Genomic DNA, 22383 nt, shown 5'->3' with positions numbered 1-22383 from the left:
CTCTATTTCCGTTTCTTGTACCGATGCCAGCCTTCCTGCTGGTTTGGATCAGAAATATCACGCGCGTATCTTATGACATGGCCTTGCCTACAGTCGCCTTTCTCTTCGCGACTTCAGCAATTGTGCTCTTGGCGGTGAGATACTGGATCAAGAATTGGCCGAAGGCTTCGCTCGCTGCAGGAATTTGGCTCGCAGTCCTGCTATACCTTCCCTCTGTCTTGGGGCTGATCAGCACGAATGAATGGTTTTCGCTAGGCGGGATCGTAATTGGCCTCCTGCTCGCTTGGGACATGGTCCGGCAGCTCCCAAGTGAGAATGCTCGACTTTTGAAGGCAAACGGTCTCGCAACGCTTATTTGCGGATTCAGCGTTGCCGTAGTTGCAGGCGGCCTTGCGACGCAGCAAGTCAAGGCAGAAGCTGGCAGACCCGATCCCCAAGACTCATTTGAACACTTCTCCGGTAGTGTCGGTCCAAATAGCCCTGATGTCTGGCATATCGTTATGGACCGCTACGCGGGTCAGGAAACTTTGGCTGAAAACTTCGGCTTCGATAACAGAGACTTTGTAAACGCCTTGCGGCAACGTGGTTTCTCGGTCGCCGATCACGCTCATTCAAACTACCAGATAACGCCGCTGTCCTTGGCCTCAACGCTAAACGCCTCGTACCTTCGCCCGTACACGGAAAAACTAGGCTCTCCTGTCGATTACGTCCCTCTGTTCAGAGCAATCGATCACAGCGCGGCTTTCAACTTTTTCAAAGCACGCGGCTACCAGTTCACTTTCGCTGGTGGATGGGCCGATGTGACGGGCAGCAACTCGCTCGCTGACAATCTCATCGAATTCAGACAACTGCGAGAACTCCCTCGAACTCTGCTTGAGCAATCGGTCCCTGGCGTTCTGGGTAAGATGATGCATATGCCTTACACCGATGGCCGTAATGACCAATGCGAACGTGAGAAGTACAAATTTGAACAGCTGACAGAACTCTCACGGAGTTCTGAAAAAAAGTTCATCTTCGCGCACTTCTTACTGCCTCATCCGCCCTACGTTCTCAATCCAGACGGCACCTGCAAGTCTATCGAAGACGCCAGACGCCTCGGAAGGCGTGAAAGTTATGTGGATCAAGTCAAGTATTCGAACGACCAATTGATCAAGTTGATTGATTCAATTCTCTCGGGAGCACGGCCCGCCACAATCATCTTGCAGGCCGACGAAGGTCCATACCCAGCTAAATATGCTGCAGATGAAACTGAATTTCCCCTCCGCCAGTTGCCATCTGAGAATTATCTCACAGACACCCCCGATGTCCGTAAAGAGAAGACAAGTATAATCTTGGCTATCCGCCATAGCGATGGTGTAGTCACGCCATCCCTCAAATCGCCTTTAAACATCTATCCGGAAGTCCTGCATCATTCGTTCTCAAGCGAAGTGACAAGATCTAATGATAATATTTATATGTTCCCAACATACTTGAATTATAATGAACTCTCAGAAGTTTCGTCTGATAATTTTTCCGTTGCTCATTAGCCTGCATTATTCATGAGGCCGCAACACCGGGCACGTTCTGCCGCAATCTGGAGGCCAGAGGAACAGAGCGGCTTCATCGGAGTTTTTCACAACAGCAAGGTCGATGGGCTTTCGAGGTTGATGAATGGGATTTTGGTCCAAGTTGATCAGTGTGCTCGAAAAAGTCATCTGAAAATAACGCATAAAAGGGCGCGCAAGAGCTTCCTCCTTCAACATTTCGTGAGCATAGGTCGAGGAAATGACAGTCGTTGAGGAGCACCTTCTCAACGCTGAGCGTCGCCTGGTGTCTATCGGGCCCGCGCGCAACTGGAGGTAGCTTGCGGCAGGCAAGGTCCTGTCCTAGTCGGGACAATGCCTTGCAGGAGAATTCAGTATGACGCTCATCGATCGCGCAGCTCGCGCTTTGGCAGAGCACGAGACTGGAACCAATCGTTGGGATGAACTGAGTGCCGCAGAGCGTGATCGGCACTATGAAGCGGTTCGTGCCGTTCTTCACGCGCTGCGCGAGGCCGATGAAGAAATGAAGGACGCAGGCTCGGAGGTCATCCGTGCAGTCCACAAAGGGGAAACTGACGACGCTTATCGCAATGACGCCGCCAATGCCTGGCGCTTCATGGTCGATGCCGCCGTGGGTCGTCGACGCACACTTCCTTGAACCACAGCGGAGTATCACTGTGCTGGCGCTCGAGGACGAGCGGGACCAGCGGCGCCTCGTCCTCGAGCTGGATGTCGCGCACCACGCTGCTCGAGCGCTCGCGCGGCAGGATGTCTGAGGCAATTGTCCCAGAGTTCTCGTTGACGTCCCTTGGAACCATAGACAATCTGACGGCTAGTCCCTTGCCCCCCTGCTCGTAAAGCCCCGATCACGGCCGAGCGCGTTGGAAACTGCTCTGGTGCCCTGCATTTCTCCAAGCGCTCCACAATGTGCGAGCGGCACGCATAACATCGCCGCCGTGCATGCCACGACCTGCCTGAGGAAATAGACCGGCTAGTCGCGCAGGAAGAGCGCAGGGGCCGGACAACATCGGCCGCGCATTCTATGCGTCGATCCCGTCCGCTGCTTCAAAATAGTCACTTTGTCGCAGACAGGGAACGGGTCGTCGACCTGTGCGCAAACGCTGATAGGGGGATATACCACTCATTCAGGCTCATGAATGGTTAACTTCATTAAACCATTGTAATTACTCAATTGAAATGACGCGCATAAAATAATAAAAGAGTCGTCTCATCAGAACATTCAATGCAAGAGTCTGGCAACCCTAGCCAGTACTTCAACTCGCATTAGCTTTCGAGATACCAGTAGCCACTTGATAGGATCATGAACTCGCATTTTTTGCGAGCCAGTCCTGCGTGGCTGAAACTGCACAAATCGGGCGGGGATGTGTTATGGCCAGTTCGCAATCAGGACCCAAGGGTATCCTCCCTAGACGCGACTACTCGCAAGCCATCAAGGAAGCCCGCTTCAGTTCGCTACGCAAGGACCCACGCGTTCGTGTGCGCAGTGAACATGAACTCGAGGCGATGAAATCCCATCTCGACGAGCTCTACGCAGATACGGACGCGGTCACGAGTTTCGTCGATGCCGGCGGACAGGTATTCGACTGTATTCCGATCAGTGAACAACCTTCCTTGCGGGAAGGCGGCGGAACGCCTGCCACGCCCCCATCGCTTGCAGAAGCGATAGGCCTTGCAGAAGACGAACCTGTATCGCCTGTCGAAGATTCGGAACCGGACCTCGATCGTTTCGGCAATCCAATGAAATGTCCTGCAGGCTTCGTGCCGGTGCGTCGAGTGACCCTCGAAGAGATGGCACGGTTCGAAACCCTGGCAGAGTTCTTCAGCAAAACCGGCGCCAAGCCCCTGTCTCCGCCAAGCGCTCCGGCTGCGAACAGTTCGCTGAACCATCGCTACGCCTATGCTCACCAGACGCTGGACAACCTGGGCGGTCATTCATTCCTGAATGTCCGCGCCCCGTCAGTGACAGGCGATCAGATCTTCTCCTTGTGTCAGCATTGGTACTCGGCAGGTGCCGGCGCAGCCCACCAAACCGTCGAGGTCGGGTGGCAGGTCTATCCGGCCAAGTACGGCCACAGCCAGCCCGTGCTTTTCATCTACTGGACCGCGGACAACTATGGGCCCAGCGGCGCTTATAATCTGGACAAGGCTGGTTTCGTACAAACCAATTCCGACTGGACGATTGGCGGCACACTCTCGCCTGTAGGCAGCGGTGGCGGCCAGCAATACGAGATAGAGATCGCTTTCTACCTGAACGGCGGCAACTGGTGGCTGTATCTGGGCGGACTCAGTGCCCAGCATGCAGTGGGCTACTATCCTGCCAGCCTGTTCAACGGCGGGGCCATGGCAAGCAATGCCACCAAGGCGCTGTTCGGCGGAGAGACGGTATGCGGCGCGGCCGGTCCTTGGCCGGAAATGGGCTCGGGAGCGTTCTCGGGAGCAATCTATCCGCACGCTGCCTGGCAAAGGGCTGTCTTCGTTATGCCCAAGTCCGGCGGCGCGCAGTGGGCAAGCCTCACCGGCCAATCGCCTTCGCCCGGCTGTTACGACCAGTTCATCGGAAGCTATACCGCGCCCTGGAATATCACGCTGTTCTACGGCGGCCCGGGTGGCGGAAATTGCTGAAATTGGGAGGCAATCATCATGGCACGGCAACCCGTCAGCGGTACGGCACCGAATGAAAACATAGTCGCTACAGAAATCGACAAGGAGTTGGTCGCCCGCCAGCGCATCCCGCTCACTGCAGATACGCTTGGCGCTCTCGACGAGAAGCAAGAAAAGCTTTTCCTCGAAATCCGTGAATCCAACATCACGCACCTGTTCAAGGGAATGGGCGAAGTCAGGCAGAGCCTCGACATACTCAGGACCGAACTCAAGATCCGCATGGCACCGCCCCAATTGCTCGCGACGGTGATCCAGCCCGACGGCAGTCCGGCCAACCGCATTCAGGTGGAATTCGATCCTGCCAGCGTCGGGCGCCGGGGACAGCCCGTCACCGTGATGACGGGCGAGGATGGCGCCTTCACCATGCCCTTGCCCAGTGCGCTTCCACTTGCCGACAACGGCTCCCTCGAGCTCGTTTTGCATGGTGCCAACAGCGCCGTTCGCACCAGCATCCCCTTCAAGCAGATTGCTTCCAACGGCCTTGCAGGAACGATCGCGCTCGACCAGTTTCTGCCTCCGCTTCCAGTCAGCATCTTGGCCTCGCTGCAATCGCTGGCACCACCGCCGCCGACCGATGCCGCCGAACCACCGCCAGACAATACCCCGGTGCTTCCGGTACTGGCGATGGGGGACTGCGATGAATGCCTGCTGCAATTCGGCGCGAACAAGTCGATCGACAAGTTCCCCTATGGCGTCTTCTTCCGCCTCGTCGAACCACGTGCCAGCGTTTCCAGCGCGGTTCGGCGCTTTTCCCTCGGCGATCGCAAGTTCGGCTACCTTCCCTATTATGTGACAGGTGCGACAAGTACCGAACAGGTCAGTTACGTCGACCGGGTCCCGGTAGAGCAACCGCTCAGCATTGACGGTTTCCGCGACAGGCTCGTGGGAGTGAAGCCCAACGGCCTCATCTCAACAGACGAGACTGTGCCCATGGCCGGCACTCTGGGCCTTGGATATGTCCTGCACATGTCGCAGCGGTGGACCTTTCAAGGACTTGCGCTTGGAGATCTGGTCTATTCCCTCCCGCTTGCCCCTGGCGAGCAGCAGCAGGTCGCCATCTTCGAACGGCGGGACACATCAGCTGTTTTCGAAAGCGAATTCTTCGATGAATCGCAGGCACTTCTGCAAAGCGCAACCGCAGACACCTCGACGACAGCGACCTTCGCCTCGGCATTCAACGAGGTCATCAATGGCCGCAGTTCCTTCCGAACCGACAGCGACACATCGAGTGTCGGAGGCAGCTTCTTCGGGCTTATCAGTGGCGGCTCCGGGAGCAGTTCTTCGAGCGGAACGACCAGCAGTTCCCTATCCGGCCAACGCAACACTACTCAGAATGCTGCCCAGGCCACCCATTCCAGCGCCCAGTCTTCCGCGGCAGCGCGCCGGTCTGCATCCCGCACAGGCATGCGAATTGCGTCTGCCAGCGAACGCCAGTCGGTGACGACCAAGACGATCACCAACCACAACCATACACGCGCCCTGACCATGCAATATTGGGAAGTCCTGCGCCTTTACGATGTGACTACAGCCATCGACGGCCTCACAATGACAGTGCTGATACCGCTTCAGGTCGTGCGATTCCTGCCGCCGAACGTTCCGCTCACGATCACGAGCCCCTTCCAGCTCGACACGCGTGCCGAAGTCCTGCTGCGCTACAAGTCGATCTGCAAGCACGCTGACGTCCTGGAACGTTGGCTCCCGCGCAAGTATCATCAGGGCATGAAGCTGCTAACGCAGTTCGCTGCAGATCCGACTGCGGAAGTAGAAGCTGCGGGCGGGGTCGCCTCGGACGTCATCAAGTTCACGATCCAGGGCAGTTTCCTCGAAGCGGACCTTATATCCATTTATGCCGTCACCAACCGCGGCACCCGCGTCGGCCCCGTCCAGCTCAACAATACGGCACCCACGCCTCCTGCTGATAAGTTCGCTTCGCGCGAAGAATTCGTGTCCTGGCTCAAGATTCAGCGCCAACATTCTGCCCATGTCTTCACAGGTGCGCTGGCGCTGCCTCCATCGATGAACCGCAGCACAATCATCGGCTTCGAGATCACGCGCCGTTTCCGCTCGGCAAGCTACACGCTCATTTCCAAAGAACAGCAGGAGCTCAATGCCCTGCAGGCCCTTTTCGGCGGGCAGGCCAGTTGGATAGAACAGGCGATTGAGTCAGCTTTCAGCCAGGGATCGGCCCGTACGGCGCGCCAGACGATTACGCTCGATGCAGCCGCCCTTGAAAGGGAGGTCGGTGGTCCAAATGTAAACAGCTTCCGTGCCCATGTCGTGGAACTGGACCAGAACGGCAATGAAGTCGGCCCGGGAGAGAACTACGCCCAGAACAGCATGGGCGGGGTCGAACTGCCCAATGCGCCCTACCCTGTTCCGGCACTGCAATTGGCGCCCGTCCTGCGGTTCAAGGAAATCCTCGAGATCGAGGAAATGACCCAGCATGTCGTGCGCAACACCATGCGCTACTCACGCGCGGTCTGGTCTTCGCTGACCGCCGAAGAGCGGGCAGTCTTGCTCGAAGGCTACACAATCGGAGTTCCGGTCGGCGGAATCCAGGACCCAAGCCAGATGGTTCCCTTGCTTAATTGCGTCGAGAACAGGGTGCTGGGCTTCTTCGGCAATTCGATGATCATGCCCTTCTTCATCCCCCAAGTCCTTGCCCATGCAGGCAGTGACGGGCAGCCGCTCGATCCGGCCGAAATTCAGGAATCCCTGCTCGCCTATCAACAGGCAACGTTCAAGCCGCCGCACTCGACTATTGCATTGCCGACCAAGGGCGTACTTGGCGAAGCTGTCCTGGGCCGCTGCTCGTCGGCTGAGAAGATCGATATCACCCGGTTCTGGAACTGGCAGGATTCGCCTTCGGACACAGCCCCGACAATCTCTCCGGTCGAATTGCCCACCGGCTCGGCAGCCCTCACGGCGGGAGCAAGTGCGCCCAATTCGCTTACCAACCTGCCCTCGCTCATCAACAACGTCCTTACCGCCCCAACGCCGGATACGGCTCTGCTCCAGTCACTTGGTGCGAACGCCGCTGCGCAGAAGGATTTCGACAGCGCCTTGACCAATGCCGGACAACTTGCCGATCTGATCACCAATGCCCAGAATGTTTCCAACGATGCCCGGGCAGATGCGCTCAAGACGAGCAAGGAATTGCAGGCCCAGGTCATTGCCACGGCCGGGAACATCGTTGGCGGAATCTACGGAGGCAATCCAACCGCCGGTTCGGATGCTGCCGCAGCGCTGAATGGCGGCCAGCAGTCAGGCGCAAAGAAGCCAGCGGCGGGCGACGGCAAAACCCCGAGCGGATCCACCGACGGTAAGTCGGACACGCCATCGCCAAGTCCGGCAAACGGCCAGGCCGGTGGAAGCGGAGGACAGCAGGGAGGCGGAAACCAGGGTGGCAACGCAGGTGGCGGCGGAGCTGACCCCGCACCTGCCCCTGTCCCCGGACCGCAATGACAGCGCGGCGCACGTCTTGAAGGGAACACTGTCATGGCTAACACATCAACTGCCACAAGCGAGAATATGCCCGCTCTTCCGCCCATGATGCCGGACGCCGTGCCCGGAGATCCGATTTCGGCGAACGATCTGGCGGAAGCCGGCGTCGGAGCAGGTCCCGTGGGATCGGCCGGAGAAGGCCCGTCTTCCGGACCTGCCAGCAATGCCGAGCCCGAGCCAACGCCAACGCCAACGCCGACACCAACGCCAACTCCGTCGAGCAGCGGTAGCGCCGACCCTGGCGGTGATGCGGCCGACGAAACGACAGGAACCGCGGCATTCGCATCCATCGCAGGCGATACGCTGATCGACCTGCTCAAGAACGCGACATCTCCGGAAGCGCTGGAAGCGCAGAACATCATTCTGCGCCGCATCGCGCTGCAGGGCGATGTCATTCCTTCCCGTGTACCGCCGCCTCGCAACATCACGGAGATTGGCGGCTACCTGAACCTGCTCACTAACCTGAACGAACTGGACATGCGCTCGCAGGTCCTTGCCGGGATCCTCGGGGTAGCTGGTCCCAATCCTCCGTTAAGCGATGCCGGCATCGCTACGTTCCTCAGCTTTACGCCGGTAATCAACGATCGTCCGACAGGACCTTTCCAGGCCAGCCTCCCCGTTACCGTGCTGATCCGCAGCGACTTTGCGGGCCTCATAAAGGCGGCGATGGCTAGGCTGCACGAACGCGGAGCGACATTGTCGATGCTGGCCGGACCTTATGCGCTGCCGCCTGCAGAAAGTCCGCTGACGACGATCATCGATCCGCTGGATTATGTCGGTCGTACATTGCGATTGGCTGGAGCTCTTGCCCTGACCGATCCGGCGACCGACCCACTCGCCCTCGTTCGCGAAAGCGGTTCAAGCGCCCCGTATAAATTGGCTGCACGCAGTGACGGTACGGGTTCGATCGAAGTTGCGGCAACAGATTACGAAGCTCTGCAGACCGGCCCTACCGGCATCGCCTCCGTCACGGTCACTGCAGGCCGGTTCGTCATTCTGGAGGAATTGCTCTCCGATACCGGTTTCGAACCCGGTGGACCGGCAATTACCGACCCCGAGAAGGCAAAACCGACCGAGTGGGCAAAATGGCGCAATCTGGCTGGCCTCGAACCGGGAGTGACGCTTGGAGAGGAATTGCGCCTGCTTCATAGCCAAACCGAAATTCTCGGAAGTGCTCTGGCCGCAAAGGTGAACTGGCGCTGGAATGGAACCGAGTTCGCTCCCTGACGGCTCGTGCATTTGAGAGTTAGATATCGGCGCGCCTGATTTACTTCGCTCAACGCAAAGCTCCGTCTATATCGCGACCAAACGCCCAATTGCAGGAGCTATCCAGATAGAAGTTGCGAATTGAACTCATTCGGTGCAATTTGCCGCCCGCAACATTCAAAATTTCCCTGCGGAGGCTATGTGAGTTCAATCGGTTCCCAGATCGGCGATCTTGCTCAAGCTGGTGAGAAAATGATCGAGCGTCTCCGGCGCAAGGCGTTTCTGCCTGAAAGCCGCAAGGGGCTCAACGTGCGTTTCGGCATTGCCGAGGCGGCGCAGTTGCTCGGCTGTTCGACCAATCGCATCCGCATGGCCGAGGACGACGGGCGCCTGCCCCCTCCCCCGGCCAGCGAGAACGGGCGCCGGGTCGGCTACACGGTCGAGGAAATGCTGCACATGCGCGAGGTGCTGGGCGCCTCCCCTGCCCGCGCGCCGCTCGACGTTCCGGCCATGATCGCGGTGCAGAACTTCAAGGGCGGCGTCGGCAAGTCGACCGTCACCACCCACCTCGCCCACTATTTCGCGGTGCAAGGCTACCGCGTCCTCGTCGTCGACTGCGACAGCCAGGCGACCACGACGACGCTGTTCGGTTTCAACCCGCATTTCAACATCACCCGCGAGGAAACGCTTTACCCCTACCTCTCGATCGACCCGACCCAGGCCGACCTGCTCTATGCGGTCAAGCACACGCCCTGGCCCAATGTCGATCTCATCCCCTCCAACCTCGAGCTGTTCGACGTCGAGTACGAACTGGCCGCGGCCGGGGCGGACGGACAATCGGTGCTGGCCGCGCGTTTTCGCAAGCTCAAGCAGGGGTTGATGGACCTGGCGCGCGACTATGACGTCGTCATCCTCGATCCCCCCCCTGCCCTCGGCACGATCAGCCTTGCCGTGATGCAGGCGGCCAATGCGCTGCTGGTGCCGCTGGCGGCAACGACGCCGGACTTCTGCTCCACGGTGCAGTTCCTCTCGATGATGGACCAGGTCCTCGAGCAGCTGACCAGTGTGGGGATCGCCGTCGATTACAGCTTCGTGCGGCTGATCTGCTCCAAGTTCGACCAGGGCGATCCAAGCCACGAAATGGTGCGCACCATCATGGAGCAGGCTTTCGGCCCGGCCCTGCTTCCGGTTCCGATCCTCGAAAGCGCTGAAATCAGCCATGCCGCGCTGCGCATGATGACGGTTTACGAGCTGGAGAAGCCGATCGGCACGCCGCGCACGCACAAGCGCTGCCGCGCCAACCTGGACGAGGCACTCGGCCAGATTGAGCAGCTCGTGCGGACCGGTTGGGGCCGTTCGCAGCGCGTCGACGAGGAGCTGTTGGTCAATGGCTAAGCCTTTGTCCGGGATGGAACAAAAGGACTTTCCTACAAGGAATGTTCACCATATGTTCCAAACCTCCTCCCTGCCAAGCCCTTTTTCCGCGCGTCGCCCGAGGTAAGCCATGGCCCGCAAGCAATCAGACTATCTCGCCGCCCTGCTCTCTGACGAAGATGAGGCCGCTCCGGCGGCCGAAACCTCGCAAGAGGCAGCGACCTCCCCTGCCCCGACAGAGCGAGCGCCGCGATCCGAGCGCGCCCGCGGGACGACCCTGCTCGGCCGCGAGAGCGCGCTGGCCCGCGTGGCGACCGGGGAAGTGCGCCAGGTTACGCAACTGCTGCTCGATCCCGCGCGCGTGCGCGTCTGGGAAGGCAATGCCCGCAGCTATGCCCACCTTTCGGAAGACTCCTGCCGCGAACTGATCGATTCCATCATCGCCGAAGGCGGGCAGAAAGTGCCGGCCGTGGTGCGGCGCATCGATGGCGACCCCGATCACGATTACGAGGTGATCGCGGGAACCCGGCGGCATTGGTCGATCTCCTGGCTGCGCGCCCATTCCTACCCGGACATGCAGTTCGTGGCGCAAGTGGCGCAGCTTGACGACGAGGCCGCGTTCCGCCTTGCCGATCTTGAGAACCGCGCCCGCAAGGACGTGTCGGATCTGGAACGCGCCCGCAATTATGCCGCAGCGCTGAAAGATCACTACGGCAACCACATGACCCGCATGGCCGAGCGTCTCAAGCTGTCCAAGGGATGGCTTTCGAAGATGCTCAAGGTCGCCGCCATTCCCGATGCGGTGCTGGCCGCCTTCGCCTCTCCCGCCGACGTCCAGCTGAAGCCTGCTTACCCGCTGGCGCAGATGCTCGACGACAAGGACAAGGCCCCGGCGATCCGCAAGGAGGCCGCGCGCCTGGCGAGGGAACAGGAGGCCCGGCGCGCATCGGGCCGCCCCGCCCTGCCCGCTGCCGATGTGCTCAAGGCGCTGCTTGCCGCTCCCGAGGCCGAACAGACCAGGGCCGCGCCTCTTGTCGTCACATCTTCTCACGGCCGCCCGCTGGTGAGCGTCCAGACCTCCAACCGGCAGGGCGTGACCCTGCGCCTCCACGCGGGTTCCGGTGCCGATGCCGACGAAGTCCTCGCCGCCGTGCGCGATGCCCTCGACCGGCTCGATAGCGAAGGCCGGGGGCTGCAGCGGTGACCTCCTGCGCCATTGCAACGGCGGGGGTGGGTTCTCCTCCGGCCCCCCTGCCCGCTCGGTATCGAGCGATGTCGGCCGAGCGTGTTTCCCCGGGGAAACATCCGGGATGAGCCGCGCACGCAAAGCTGCCATTGCCGAGCAGTTCGATCTCTTCCTGCCCTACATCGCCGACCTGCCCCTGCGCGACCAGCGCGAGATGATGGAGCGGCCCTTCTTCAGCCTGGCCAAATCCAAGCGCGTGAAGGCGATCGATTACACCAGCCCCGACGGCAAGCTCTGGGTCCATGTCTCCGCCAACCCGGATTACGGCATGGCGACGATCTGGGATGCCGACATCCTGATCTACTGCGCCAGCGTGCTGGCCGACATGGCAAGGCGCGGCGCGAACGACGTGCCGCGCAAGCTGCATATCATGCCCTACGACCTCTTGCGCGCGATCGGGCGGCCGACCACCGGGCGCGCCTATGAGCTGCTGGGCCAGGCACTCGACCGTCTCGTCTCGACCACGATCAAGACCAACATCCGCGCCGAGAACCGCCGCGAGGCCACGTTCTCCTGGCTCGATGGCTGGACCCAGCTTGTCGATGAACGCACCGAGCGTTCGCGCGGGATGACGCTGGAGCTGTCGAACTGGTTCTGGGAAGGCGTGATGATGAAGGGCGGGGTGCTGTCCATCGACCGCGCCTATTTCGACATTACCGGCGGGCGCGAGCGCTGGCTCTACCGCGTCGCGCGCAAACATGCCGGCGGCGCGGGCGAAGCCGGCTTCGCGATTTCCATGCCGGTGCTGTTCGAGAAGTCCGGCGCCGAAGGGCAATATCGGCGCTTCAAGTTCGAGATGCTCAAGCTTGCCGAAAAGAACGAACTGCCCGGTTACAGCCTCTGCGTCGAAACGGCGAAGGACGGCGAGCCGATGCTACGCATGCGCCGCGTCGACGGGAAGGGCGGGGCGGAATCGAACCTGCCGGCCAATCCTGCAGAGCCTCATGTTTCCCCGGGGAAACACGCAGGGACGATTCCGGCAAAGGCGCCTGCCGAGACCGCACCCGGCAAGACCGGAGACCGGCGAGGGCAGGGGGGCAGGCAGTCTGCTGCACCCGAAGTTCAAACGCCCGACGCACAAGCAGACGTCATCGATGCCCGCAAGCTGATCCGCTCGACCCTTGCCGGTCTTTCCGATGCCGCGACGCGCGGTTTCATGACCGACGAGACGATCGACTACTTGCGCCAGAATTGCCCGGGCTGGGATCTCCACGCCCTTCACGCCGAATTCGAACGCTGGGTCTCTGCCTCACCCGAGCGCACCCCGGCCGACTGGCAGCGCGCCTTCATCGGATGGGTCAAGCGCCATCACGAAAAGCACCGGCACACCCTGCGCGGGTAAAGCGCGCGGGGGGCGAGGGGAGGGCTGTATGCACGAGCACCGCCACGCCCTCCCTTTCGGACCGGTACGGCGCGCGTGCCGCCTCCGATCCACCCATCTTCTCTCGAGCCGTTACGCAGGGGCCGGGCCATCCCAAGCCCGCTGCGATGGGCCGGCAACTGCCTCCCAAAGGCCCCTGCGGACCGCCTCATCGCCTTGCGCCCGTGGTGCGCACCATGGCGATCATGGAGATTAGCCCGCCCCGATCCAGAGACGAATCCGCCTTGCCGTTCCCGAAGTGTCGCGTCGGGACCTCGCCTTCATGGGCCGAGTCGGCTCTTCATGCGGTGACACGCACCGATTGAACGTCGATTTCCAACAAGCCGCAAAAAGAGATTCAAAAAACGCCTGCCTCTTGCGGTCTTCGACACTCCGGGAACGCTTTGAACCGGTTCTTCGACCCTTCGGGAACAGGTCAACGACCTATCGGGAACGCATGCGCCGACACTTCAGGAACGGATCGACGATCCAACGGGAACGGCACCCGGCACGCGACTCAGCGGATTGCGCCGGACTCGAAGGCAAGCGCGGTCCTCTAACCTTGTAACAGATTCCCTAAATACCATTCTAACCGGCAGGATGCCTGAGTTCTGGTTTGAAAAAGGTGATGAAGGCAAAAGGCGAAGGCCGCTCCCTTTACCGAAGCGAAATGCCTATCCGCGTGCCTTGAGAACCAGTCGGCCGGCCCGGTCCGAGATGGCCTGAGAGAGTTCGCCGGGCAGGGCCGCATCTGCCAGACCGGGCACCTCGACACCCCTGGCAATCGCCGTTTCGACTTGTCCAGCCAGAGCCGCGGCGCGCCGGGCGCGTGGTGGCCTGCCGCACGAGCGCAAAGCAATCGCGGAAGGTGGGTCCGCCCTCGCTGGCGTATTTCCGGTTGGACGGCACGCCCAGCGCCTGCGCGAAATCTTCCTGATGCAGCCGCTGGATCTGCCCGTTCCTTTCAACCCGGTCGTAGCGCGAGACGAGCAGGTAGGGCTTCCCGGCAACTGCCTGCCACTGCCCGGTCGCTGCATCGAGCCCTACAGCGCGCGCAAGCGCAAGACAGAAGGCCTCATTGGCGGCCAGACCGGCAAAGCGTTCGGGCTCCGGCTTGATCAGGTGGGTCGAAGGCTCGCCGATGCGCGGTACGGCGATCCTCCCGTTTGCCAGGACCACGGGGAGCTTGCCCTGCGCCCCGGCAAGGCTGAGGCGTGCCCCCCCTTCGCCGGCCAGCATGGGAACCCGGGGCAGGCGCTGGAGAAGATCGGCGAGCGCCGCGTCATCGAGCGCCTCTGCGGGCCTCTCGGTCGGGGCAGGGGGCGGTTGCTCCCCCGGGGGCAGGAAGGCAAGGGCGCCTGCAACATCACCGCCCAGCGCCGCCAGCAGCCGGAACGGATTGTCGGGTGAAACGCCCAGCGCACGGGCAATCGCCGTGCGCTGCCCTTCCTCGGGAAGCAGCCCGCCGAACACGGCCTTGCACAAGGCATCGCCGAAGGCTCCCGCCTGCTTGGGCAGGGCGTGGGACAGGGCAGGGGCCCCGCGATCCGCCAGCCAGTCCTCGGCATAAGCGAAATGCATCGCCCCGCCTCGATCAATCCCAAGTTCGCCCGCGATGCGGCGATCGGACCAGACGACGAGGCGGTCGAGAATGTCAGCAGCCATCGCCGCGCTCTCCCGGCCGGAGATCGCCGGGACGCAGGACCTGCACTTCGCAGCCCAGCGCCGACAAGACCGCGATCACCTTGCCGATCTGCGCCGTGACCTTGCCTCGCTCCAACTCGACGATGAAGCGCAAGCCCACCCCGCTTGCCGCAGCCAGCTCATCCTGGCGCAGGCCCAGCGCCTTGCGTTCCTCGCGAATGATCCGCCCGATCCCGGCCGTGTCCATGCCATACCTATAGTATACCCGTTCGGGACAATGTTCCCGTTCTGCGGAGGTTTCAAGCCATATTTACCCGTTCGGGAAATATCACGGCTCTGGCGGGAGTATTTCAAGGAAATACCCCGTACGGGAAAACGAGCCATTCAGGATGTCTGCATTTCCGCTGAAGCGCGTGCGCAGACCCGATCACAGGAAGGAAGGGAAGAAGGCCTGTCGGCAAGGCAGTTTGAAAGAAATTTCGGACGGAGCCGCGTGCGTTGCCAGAGCGGCTCTCCCAGGAAGTACCCAATCTATGAATGTAAGAGCAATTGAGACCGCAGGCACGTGCGCGCCCGTGATGCCATGGACCACGCAGCGGGTGCGCAGCCGCATGATGGCACTGGCATTGGCTATTGGCGCCGAGATCGACCCGGAGACGCGCGAACGGGCTGGAACCCTCGCCCGAACCATCACGATGTCCTTCGCGCAATTGCTCATTGCCGGCACCAGTTGTCCGCGGCCCTGGCTGTTCCCCGAAATGATCCAGCTTGCGCGGGAGACCGGGCTCGAAGTGGTTCTGTTGCGCTTCGATGTGACGCGGGGCGTAAGCTTCGATATTCTCCTGCAGGATCGTCGCCACATCCTGTGCGGATATGCGCCGTGGCGCGGCGCGGGCGGTGACCTATGGTTCGTGCCGACACTGGGGAAGGGGCCCTACCTGCGCGCCTTGCCCACGGGTCTGGCCCGCGAACGGGAAGCGCCCTTCATCGATCGGGAAGACCGCGAGGCCGGCATCATTCTGACCATGGTGAAGCCCATCTTCGAGGCGGGGTTCTGATCATGACCAGGAAGCACATGCTAAAGCTCGCCGCCTCGCTTTCCGAGGGGCCCCATGCCCAGGAACGCGCCGTTCTCAGATCGTTTTCCAAGGGCGAGGGGGAGCATCCCGGCTTCTCCTTCACCCGCTACTGGTGGCAGGGGGAGGGCCTCCGCGATGGAATTTCGCCTTGGGTTCGCAAGAAATTGAGGCCCGGCGACGACCCGATCTTCGGTCACGCAGCGCGCAGCGAGGTGCTGCTGCCGCCCTGCGCGCCGGGTGACTATGCCAACATCGATTTCCTGTTGCAGCGCTTCGACGAGACTTTGCCTCCATTCGAAAGCCACGCCATGGTGCAGGTGAAGCTGGCGCTCGACGAAAGCGAGCCGTGGCACTCGGGTTACGAACGCGTCCGGGCCTTTGCGCGGGACCATTTCGCCGACCGATTTCCCGTTATTCTCGTCGCGCACATACCGGGGACGGCAGGTCTGGAAGGAAATGGCAGCCACGTCCATTGCATCGTCCTGTCGCGCTTTCTGAGCGTGAACGGGCTCCGCGGGGCCTGTCACCTGCTCTGTTCGGATCGAGGCTATGCAGCTGCCTTGAGCGCGTGGCGCCAGCATACGAATGTCGGGGAGGCTGCAGCATGAGCCGCGAAACCCCTCTGGTTTCCGAAACCATGGCACGCCTGCTTGCCGGAAAAGGACAGGAAACGCTCGATCAATGGGCCGCTACGATCGCGCGGGCAGGTGAGTTGCTGGCAACAGGAGAGGCGGTTGCCGAGCCAGCGGCGGCGGAACCGGCCTATCCATGGGAATTGACCGAGAGCTGCCTGGAAGCCCCGCGCCATGTCTGGTGCGCAGGCGCCGAGGACTATGCCACCGGAGTTGGGCAGGGCGCCTACTTTGCCGCCGGCTTTGCTCGCGACGAGGACGAATTTCGCCGCAGGATCGCTTTGGAGTTCGGCCGCGAACTGGCCCACCGGGCGCGATTGGCAAAGGGAAGCGTCAAGGTTCCCTTCGCGGACTTCTTCCTCTCTCCGGTCATGCGATCGACACTGGAGCAATTCGGCCGCGGGGAAGATCCCCCAGCGTCCATGGTATTCTTCGCCAGATATGCGGAGAACCGTTCCTGAAGCACATGAAGCTGGGCAGGCGAGCCGCGCTATACGATCTCTTGAAGGTCGCAGCGTGAGCGCCTGCCAGAATGCACCAGAGAGGAATTCAAGCATGACCGGCCAGATCAAGGAACCCGCGGATTGTCTCGTCAAGAACATCGCCATGCGCGATGGCGTGCCGCCGGGGTGGCGCGAAATCTACGACCGTCTCATCGTCGGGCTTTTCCAAAGCGATTGCATGGAACTGGTCACTTTCGCTGGAGCGCAAGGCGGGGAACTGCAGATTGGCCTGGCTCCCTGTGAGGTTGCGACTGGACCTTTCGCACCCCTGCTTGCGGCAGCGAGGCAGGCAGCCGCCGCCACTTGCGAGGATTGCGGGGCCGAGGCGACCCGCCGCGAACTGGCAGATGCGGTGAGGTGCCTGTGCGCCCGCCACTACCGGGTGGCTCAGGCCGAGCAGGCCGCCGCGCAGCGCCTCTTCGATGGCGAGATGTCCGCTGCAGGCGACTGGATGGCTGCCTTTGCCGTCGCGTTGGGAGAAACGCCCGCCAGTCGCGCAGCCCTCTCGGCTCAGGGGCTGGAAGAGGTGCTCACGCTGATCGCCCGGATCGAGCGCGGCGTTTATTGCTGATCTCGGCAGCACGCAGGGACCGGTCCCTCGGCAGCCGATATATAGCCAACTCCATTTTACTATACACCTTCTGGTATAGTTGCTTTTCACCTATTTTCCATAATCGGACATTATGGTAAGAACGTTATTGCCGAAATGCGGGTTTTTCGCCAGAATCGCTGCCGATGACCCCGCCGCAAACCGCCTGCTCCGTGTGATCCCTGCCCGCGCTTCTCCTTCCGCAGTGGAACTGGTGTTGGGTGCGCATCGCGCGCTGATCGACACGCGCGGGGCCAGCGCGCTCGCGCTCGAGGCGGCGACCGCGGCGATGGCGCCGGCGACCCGCGCGGCGATTACCGCCGACCTCAAGTGCTTCCTTGCCTGGTGCGCACGCCGCCACCCGCCGGTGCAGGCCGTGCCCGCCGCGCCCGAAACGCTCGTCCACTACTTGCGCTGGCTGGCATCCGGTTCGCCGGGCCGCTCCCCGGCGCGGCCGGCGACGCTGGCGCGGCGGATCGCCTCGATCGCCCGGATCCACCGCGTGCTCGGCTTCGGCGAAAGCGAACCGCTATCCACGCAGGCCGGGATGGTGCGCGACACCCTCAAGGCCATTCGCCGCCAGAGCCAGGAGCGCCAGCGCCAGGCCGCCCCGCTGCGGCTCGGGGCTGCCATGGCCGAAGGGCAGGCCGCGCCAGAGGGGGTGACGGTCGAGGCGCTGCTGGCGGCCTGCGGCAGCGATATCCTGGACTTGCGCGATGCCGCGCTGATCAGCCTCGCCTACGATGCCGGGCTGCGCGTCTCCGAACTCGTCGCCGTACAGGTCGGCGATCTGACCACGCACGAGGATGGTAGCGGCCGCCTTGTCATTCCCCGCTCGAAGACCGATCAGGAGGGGGAGGGCGCGCTCGCCTGGATCTCGCCCGAGACGATGCGCCGCCTTGCCGCCTGGCTCTGCGCCGCAGACATTGCCGACGGCGCGGTGCTGCGCCGCGTCCACCTGCTTCCCGAGCGGCCCGGCGATGCGAAGGAGCGGGGCGCGCGGCACACGATCGGCGACAAGCCGCTCACCCGGCAGGGCGTGGTCGCGATCCTGCGCCGCCGCGCGCGCGCCGCCATCGCGCTAGGGCATGCGGCGATCGATCCCGAGCGCGCTGAAGCGGCGATCCGTGCCTTGAGCGCCCACTCGTTCCGCGTGGGCCTGACCCAGGACCTGTTCGCCGCGGGCGAAGACGGCGCCGGCATCGCGCTGGCGCTGCGCTGGTCCTCGCCCGGCACGGCGCTGCACTACGCGCGCGAACTCGCGGTCGGCAGCAACGCCGCAGCCCGCGTGCTGGGCAGGATGCGCGGCGCGGGAAAGACGGACTAGGGCGCGACGATCCGTTCGTGAGGCGGCACGCCTTGTGGGTCAAGGGAAGCTGTCCAGTACGTCTCGAGCGGCAAGCTGAACGTCCGCGACAGGTCGTAATGGGGAGCGAGCCTTCAGATTGAGCTGAGGTGGGGAGTGAGGGCTGAAGCTGTTTCGAGCAAGCCGTTGGCTTCCAAGGCCCGTAAAAAGTCTTCAGGTGACATTTCAGGTCTCTTCAGGTGCTCCCGCAATTTACGAATTGCGGCGATCGCCCGCCCTTCTTCAAGGGCAATCATGTCGGCGAGGAAGTCGTCGGCACTTCGTGCCTCGATGTTGAGTTGGCCGAAGATGTCAGCCGGGAAATCTTTTAGATTCTGGCGTCACCTCAAGGTCTGTGCGCCAAACAACGATTTGGCGGACATAATGAGAACATGGTTGTCAGACGGCCGCGCGCAGATACTAGTATAGGGTTTCGCGGCTGATACCCAGATCGCAGGGGATGGCGGCCTTACGCTCGCCGGCTGCGACGCGGCGACGAAGTTCGGCAAGCTTTTCATCGGAGAGCGACCGTTGGGACGATATCATCAGGATCGTCTTCTCCATCAAGGAGGGGGCTGTCGCGCCCTCCGCGATCCTGCGCAAGCTCGCCGCTTACAAGCGCCAGAACAGGCTGGATTTCGCGCTGGCTGAACTCGGCCGTATCGAACGCACGCTGTTCACGGCCGACTGGCTTGAGCAGCCCGACTTGCGTCGGGCCTGCCAGGCCGGTCTCAACAAAGGTAAAGCCCGTCATACCCTCGCCGCCGCGATCTATACCAACCGGCAGGGGCGGTTCACGGACCGCTCGATCGAGAATCAGGAATATCGAGCATCGGGCCTGAACCTGCTGATCGCAGCGATTTCCTATTGGAACACGCTCTATGTGAACAGGGCCGCCCAGCATCTCAGAGCATCCGGCGACACCTTCGACGATGCTCTCCTCGCCCACCTGTCTCCCATGGGTTGGGCGCATGTCAGCTTGACTGGTGACTATCTCTGGCAAAACGCAAAGCGGATCCCTTCCGGCGAGTTCCGCGCGCTCAATGATCCCATGGCCCGTTTGAAACTCGTGGCATAACAGGTATTTGCCGGCGACACATGGGTTACCGCAGATCTGGTATGGCCACTGGCGCGCGCCGAAGAGCCGCCCCGAATCCAACAATCATTCGGTCGATCGCCGCTTCGTCCGCTGGGCGCAACTTTCCGGTCGTTCGCGGGCCGCGGTCAGGCTCTTGAAAGCGGACTGCCAACCTTCTTCGGTTCATTCAGGCTGATGTTGGTCCATCGTCTAACACCGTCCCGCGCTAATGACGCATCCTGACAACTCTTTGTCGGAAATGCGATAAGTCGAGATCGTCACCTCTGGACAGGCATTCTTCCCGACAGGTAATAGCCCGCTCAAATGGGGGCTTTAATTTGGAGAATTGCGGCAGCCGCAGTGGCGGCGGGCACGGCTACTTCTGTTAGTGCGCAGGAAGTGGCGAGCCGAGAGTTTGCCGGACATCCCCCAGTCGCGCAATCGGTCAATGAAACCTTTTCGGCCGCTCAACTATTCACGTTGGCCGATCAAGCGCGCGCGCGCCACGACTTCGCGACGGCGGAAACGACCTATCGCGCTCTCACGCAAGACCGCGATGTCGAGATTCGAACCGAGGCGCGGTTCCGCCTCGGCATGATGCTCGCTGACGACCTCAAGCTCTATGCAAAAGCCGCGCTCGAATTCCGCCGGATCTTAGACGACAAGCCGAACGCCGCGCGCGTGCGGTTGGAGCTGGCACGGATGCAGGCGATGCTCGGGAACATGGGTGCCGCCCGCAAGGAGCTGCGTGCCGCCGAAGCCGCAGGCCTGCCGCCGGCCGTTGAGCAGCTCGTGCGCTTCTATTCGCGCGCGCTCAACGCGAGAAAGCCGCTGGGCGGATCGGTCGAACTGGCGCTGGCGCCTGACAGCAATATCAACCGCGCCACCCGCTCGGACACGTTGGGCACCGTGATCGGAGATTTCGCGCTCGACAAGGATGCGCAGGCAAAGTCTGGCCTCGGGCTCGACTTGCAGGGGCAGGGCTATTTTCGTCTTGGCATCGAGCCCGGCGCAGACCTGCTGGTGCGCGCCTCGGGTAGCGCGACGCTCTACCGCGATCCCGACTTCAACGACATCACAGTAGGCATCCAGGCCGGCCCGCAGTACAACTGGGGCGCCAATCAGCTCACCCTGTCGTTCGGCCCGTCATGGCGCTGGTACGGGGGCGAACCGTACAGCACGACAATCGGCGGCAACGCGAGCTGGCAGCGCCCCGTGGGAAAGCGCAGCCAGCTGCGGCTCGATGGTGGCATTGCCCATGTCGACAACAAGCGCAACGCGCTTCAGACAGCCGACGACTTCACCCTCTCCGCCAGCCTCGACCGCGCGTTCAGCGCGCGCACGGGCGGCGGCGTGCAGGTTTACGGTTTCCGCGGGGCAGCGCGCGATCCCAGCTATTCGCTGGCGAGCGGCGGAGCCTCGGTCTATCTGTTTCGCGAGATCGGGCGCACGGCGCTCGTCGGCACGCTGGGTTACAGCCACCTCGAGGCCGACGAGCGGCTGTTCCTCTATCCCAGGCGCCGGATCGAGGATCGTTACAACGCCAGCCTCGCCGTTACGCTGCGGGCCTTGCACCTGGGTAGTTTCGCGCCGCTGGTGCGCGTCAAATGGGAGCGCAACCGCTCCTCGATCGAAATCTACGACTATCGCCGCGTCGCCGCCGAATTCGGCGTGACGTCGGCATTCTGATGGGGGATATGTTCATGCATTCGTTTCGTTCCGGCAAGCTGATGGCAACGGCCTCGGTAATGGTGTTGAGCCTGGCGCTGGCTGCCTGCGGCGGCGGTGGAGGCGGCACCAACAGCACCCCCACGCCCGTCCCAACTCCACAGCCAACTTATCAGAAACTAAGTGAAATGACCGGAAGCCGGTCGTTCGAGCTGACCGGCATTCACATCGATCGACAAAGTACCGGGTCGACCGGCTCTTCATTGCCGTACTCAGGCCAAGCCAGGATTGGATACGACGCTGCTGCAGACACTTACACGCTCACTACTACGTCACCCCAGAGCTACTCGGTTGTGTTTGGGCCTCAAGATAAATTCACCAGCAACACCGTGGCCGACCAAGTCGTCTACAATCGCAACGACGGTACCCTGATCGACAACGCGCAGATCATTGCGCCGGTGATCAACGGCGTGCCCATGACCTACACCACGATGATCGGTTGGGGGCATGCGACTTCGCATACCCAGGTCATATTGGCTGTCGGAGGCGTGCCAACCCGCAGGGACGACATGCCGAAGACTGGAACTGCAACTTACACGACCGCTTCGATACGAAGCGGAGTTCTGATCAACGGCCTTGGTGCAGCTCCGCAGAATTCCAGTTTCACATTCACTGCCGACTTCGCAGCAGGTAAAGTGCATTCCGACATGCGCCTTACGGTGTCAAACTTCGACTGGCGGTATGTTGGAGACGGCACGATAACCGGTGGCGGACCGGGTTTTGCTGGCACGTTGTCGCCCGACACGGCTTCCGGTTCCCCGGGGCGTGGATCGGGCAGGTTTGATGGAGCCTTCTTTGGTCCGGGTGCTACAGAAATGGGCTTCGCCTGGTTTCTGACCGACCCGGGGTTTGAGGCGGAAGGCCTCGTCGGAGGGCGAAAAGTGCCCTGA

At 61.9% G+C, this 22383-nt stretch carries 18 protein-coding genes and 2 pseudogenes; 16 read left to right on the top strand and 4 right to left on the bottom strand.

Annotated elements, in window-relative coordinates:
- Positions 1-23 precede the first annotated feature (23 nt).
- From J3474_RS08075 to J3474_RS08040, 8 genes are all read left to right on the top strand, one after another.
- Entirely contained in the window at positions 24-1526 is a 1503-nt protein-coding gene (locus J3474_RS08075) for a sulfatase-like hydrolase/transferase (RefSeq protein ID WP_242528260.1), read from the top strand.
- A 373-nt stretch (positions 1527-1899) separates the two neighbouring features.
- Positions 1900-2181, top strand: a complete 282-nt coding sequence (locus J3474_RS08070; protein WP_013831347.1) for a hypothetical protein — start codon at positions 1900-1902, stop codon at positions 2179-2181.
- Between the two features lie 731 nt (positions 2182-2912).
- On the top strand, positions 2913-4166 hold the full coding sequence (locus J3474_RS08065) for a neprosin family prolyl endopeptidase (protein ID WP_007015711.1): 1254 nt from the start codon (positions 2913-2915) through the stop codon (positions 4164-4166).
- A gap of 18 nt (positions 4167-4184) precedes the next feature.
- Positions 4185-7670 (top strand): hypothetical protein, encoded by a 3486-nt coding sequence (locus J3474_RS08060; protein ID WP_207093728.1) that lies wholly within the window; start codon positions 4185-4187, stop codon positions 7668-7670.
- 33 nt (positions 7671-7703) lie between these two features.
- A complete protein-coding gene (locus J3474_RS08055) occupies positions 7704-8936 on the top strand; it encodes a hypothetical protein (RefSeq protein ID WP_207093727.1) in 1233 nt (410 codons plus the stop codon).
- 231 nt (positions 8937-9167) lie between these two features.
- Entirely contained in the window at positions 9168-10310 is a 1143-nt protein-coding gene (locus J3474_RS08050) for an AAA family ATPase (RefSeq protein ID WP_081474100.1), read from the top strand.
- A gap of 109 nt (positions 10311-10419) precedes the next feature.
- Complete coding sequence (locus J3474_RS08045; protein ID WP_207093726.1) at positions 10420-11493, top strand: ParB/RepB/Spo0J family partition protein; 1074 nt, start codon at positions 10420-10422, stop codon at positions 11491-11493.
- A gap of 106 nt (positions 11494-11599) precedes the next feature.
- Positions 11600-12877 (top strand): replication initiator protein A, encoded by a 1278-nt coding sequence (locus tag J3474_RS08040; RefSeq protein WP_207093725.1) that lies wholly within the window; start codon positions 11600-11602, stop codon positions 12875-12877.
- Between the two features lie 675 nt (positions 12878-13552).
- On the opposite strand, the gene J3474_RS08035 is transcribed toward J3474_RS08040, so the two are convergent.
- Positions 13553-14560, bottom strand: coding sequence for a HipA domain-containing protein (locus J3474_RS08035; RefSeq protein ID WP_242528259.1), 1008 nt, complete (start codon positions 14558-14560; stop codon positions 13553-13555).
- A complete protein-coding gene (locus J3474_RS08030) occupies positions 14550-14786 on the bottom strand; it encodes a type II toxin-antitoxin system Y4mF family antitoxin (protein ID WP_207093724.1) in 237 nt (78 codons plus the stop codon). Before J3474_RS08030 ends, J3474_RS08035 begins: the two co-directional genes overlap by 11 nt.
- 331 nt (positions 14787-15117) lie before the next feature.
- Here J3474_RS08030 and J3474_RS08025 point away from each other — a divergent pair, with 331 nt between their 5' ends.
- From J3474_RS08025 to J3474_RS08005, 5 genes are all read left to right on the top strand, one after another.
- Positions 15118-15597, top strand: coding sequence for a hypothetical protein (locus tag J3474_RS08025; RefSeq protein WP_207093723.1), 480 nt, complete (start codon positions 15118-15120; stop codon positions 15595-15597).
- A gap of 2 nt (positions 15598-15599) precedes the next feature.
- On the top strand, positions 15600-16226 hold the full coding sequence (locus J3474_RS08020) for a hypothetical protein (protein WP_207093722.1): 627 nt from the start codon (positions 15600-15602) through the stop codon (positions 16224-16226).
- A complete protein-coding gene (locus J3474_RS08015) occupies positions 16223-16711 on the top strand; it encodes a hypothetical protein (protein ID WP_207093721.1) in 489 nt (162 codons plus the stop codon). Before J3474_RS08020 ends, J3474_RS08015 begins: the two co-directional genes overlap by 4 nt.
- A 94-nt stretch (positions 16712-16805) precedes the next feature.
- The gene (locus tag J3474_RS08010) at positions 16806-17324 is read left to right on the top strand and encodes an antitoxin Xre/MbcA/ParS toxin-binding domain-containing protein (protein ID WP_207093720.1); all 519 of its coding nucleotides are present in this window, start codon (positions 16806-16808) and stop codon (positions 17322-17324) included.
- A 193-nt stretch (positions 17325-17517) separates the two neighbouring features.
- Positions 17518-18669 (top strand): tyrosine-type recombinase/integrase, encoded by a 1152-nt coding sequence (locus J3474_RS08005; protein WP_242528258.1) that lies wholly within the window; start codon positions 17518-17520, stop codon positions 18667-18669.
- Positions 18670-18782: 113 nt separating this feature from the next.
- On the opposite strand, the gene J3474_RS08000 is transcribed toward J3474_RS08005, so the two are convergent.
- Together J3474_RS08000 and J3474_RS22665 are read right to left on the bottom strand one after the other, a co-directional pair.
- Positions 18783-18944 (bottom strand): hypothetical protein, encoded by a 162-nt coding sequence (locus tag J3474_RS08000; protein WP_207093719.1) that lies wholly within the window; start codon positions 18942-18944, stop codon positions 18783-18785.
- Between the two features lie 163 nt (positions 18945-19107).
- Positions 19108-19221, bottom strand: a pseudogene (locus J3474_RS22665) (helix-turn-helix domain-containing protein); the annotation flags it as partial.
- Between J3474_RS22665 and J3474_RS07995 the strand changes: the two are divergent.
- From J3474_RS07995 to J3474_RS07985, 3 genes and pseudogenes are all read left to right on the top strand, one after another.
- A pseudogene (locus J3474_RS07995) lies at positions 19214-19765 on the top strand (Tn3 family transposase); the annotation flags it as partial. The pseudogenes J3474_RS22665 and J3474_RS07995 sit on opposite strands and share 8 nt — an antisense overlap.
- A gap of 480 nt (positions 19766-20245) precedes the next feature.
- Positions 20246-21454 (top strand): surface lipoprotein assembly modifier, encoded by a 1209-nt coding sequence (locus J3474_RS07990; RefSeq protein ID WP_242528257.1) that lies wholly within the window; start codon positions 20246-20248, stop codon positions 21452-21454.
- Positions 21454-22383 carry a transferrin-binding protein-like solute binding protein gene (locus J3474_RS07985; RefSeq protein WP_207093717.1) on the top strand — a complete coding sequence of 310 codons (930 nt, stop codon included), beginning with the start codon at positions 21454-21456 and terminating at the stop codon, positions 22381-22383. The genes J3474_RS07990 and J3474_RS07985 overlap by 1 nt, the downstream gene beginning before the upstream one ends.

Origin of the sequence: Novosphingobium sp. PY1 (assembly GCF_017312445.1) — a bacterium.
In the GTDB taxonomy this organism is placed as follows: Bacteria; Pseudomonadota; Alphaproteobacteria; order Sphingomonadales; family Sphingomonadaceae; genus Novosphingobium.
Note: the sequence above shows the minus strand (reverse complement) of the source record. Positions and strands in the feature narration are given on the sequence as shown.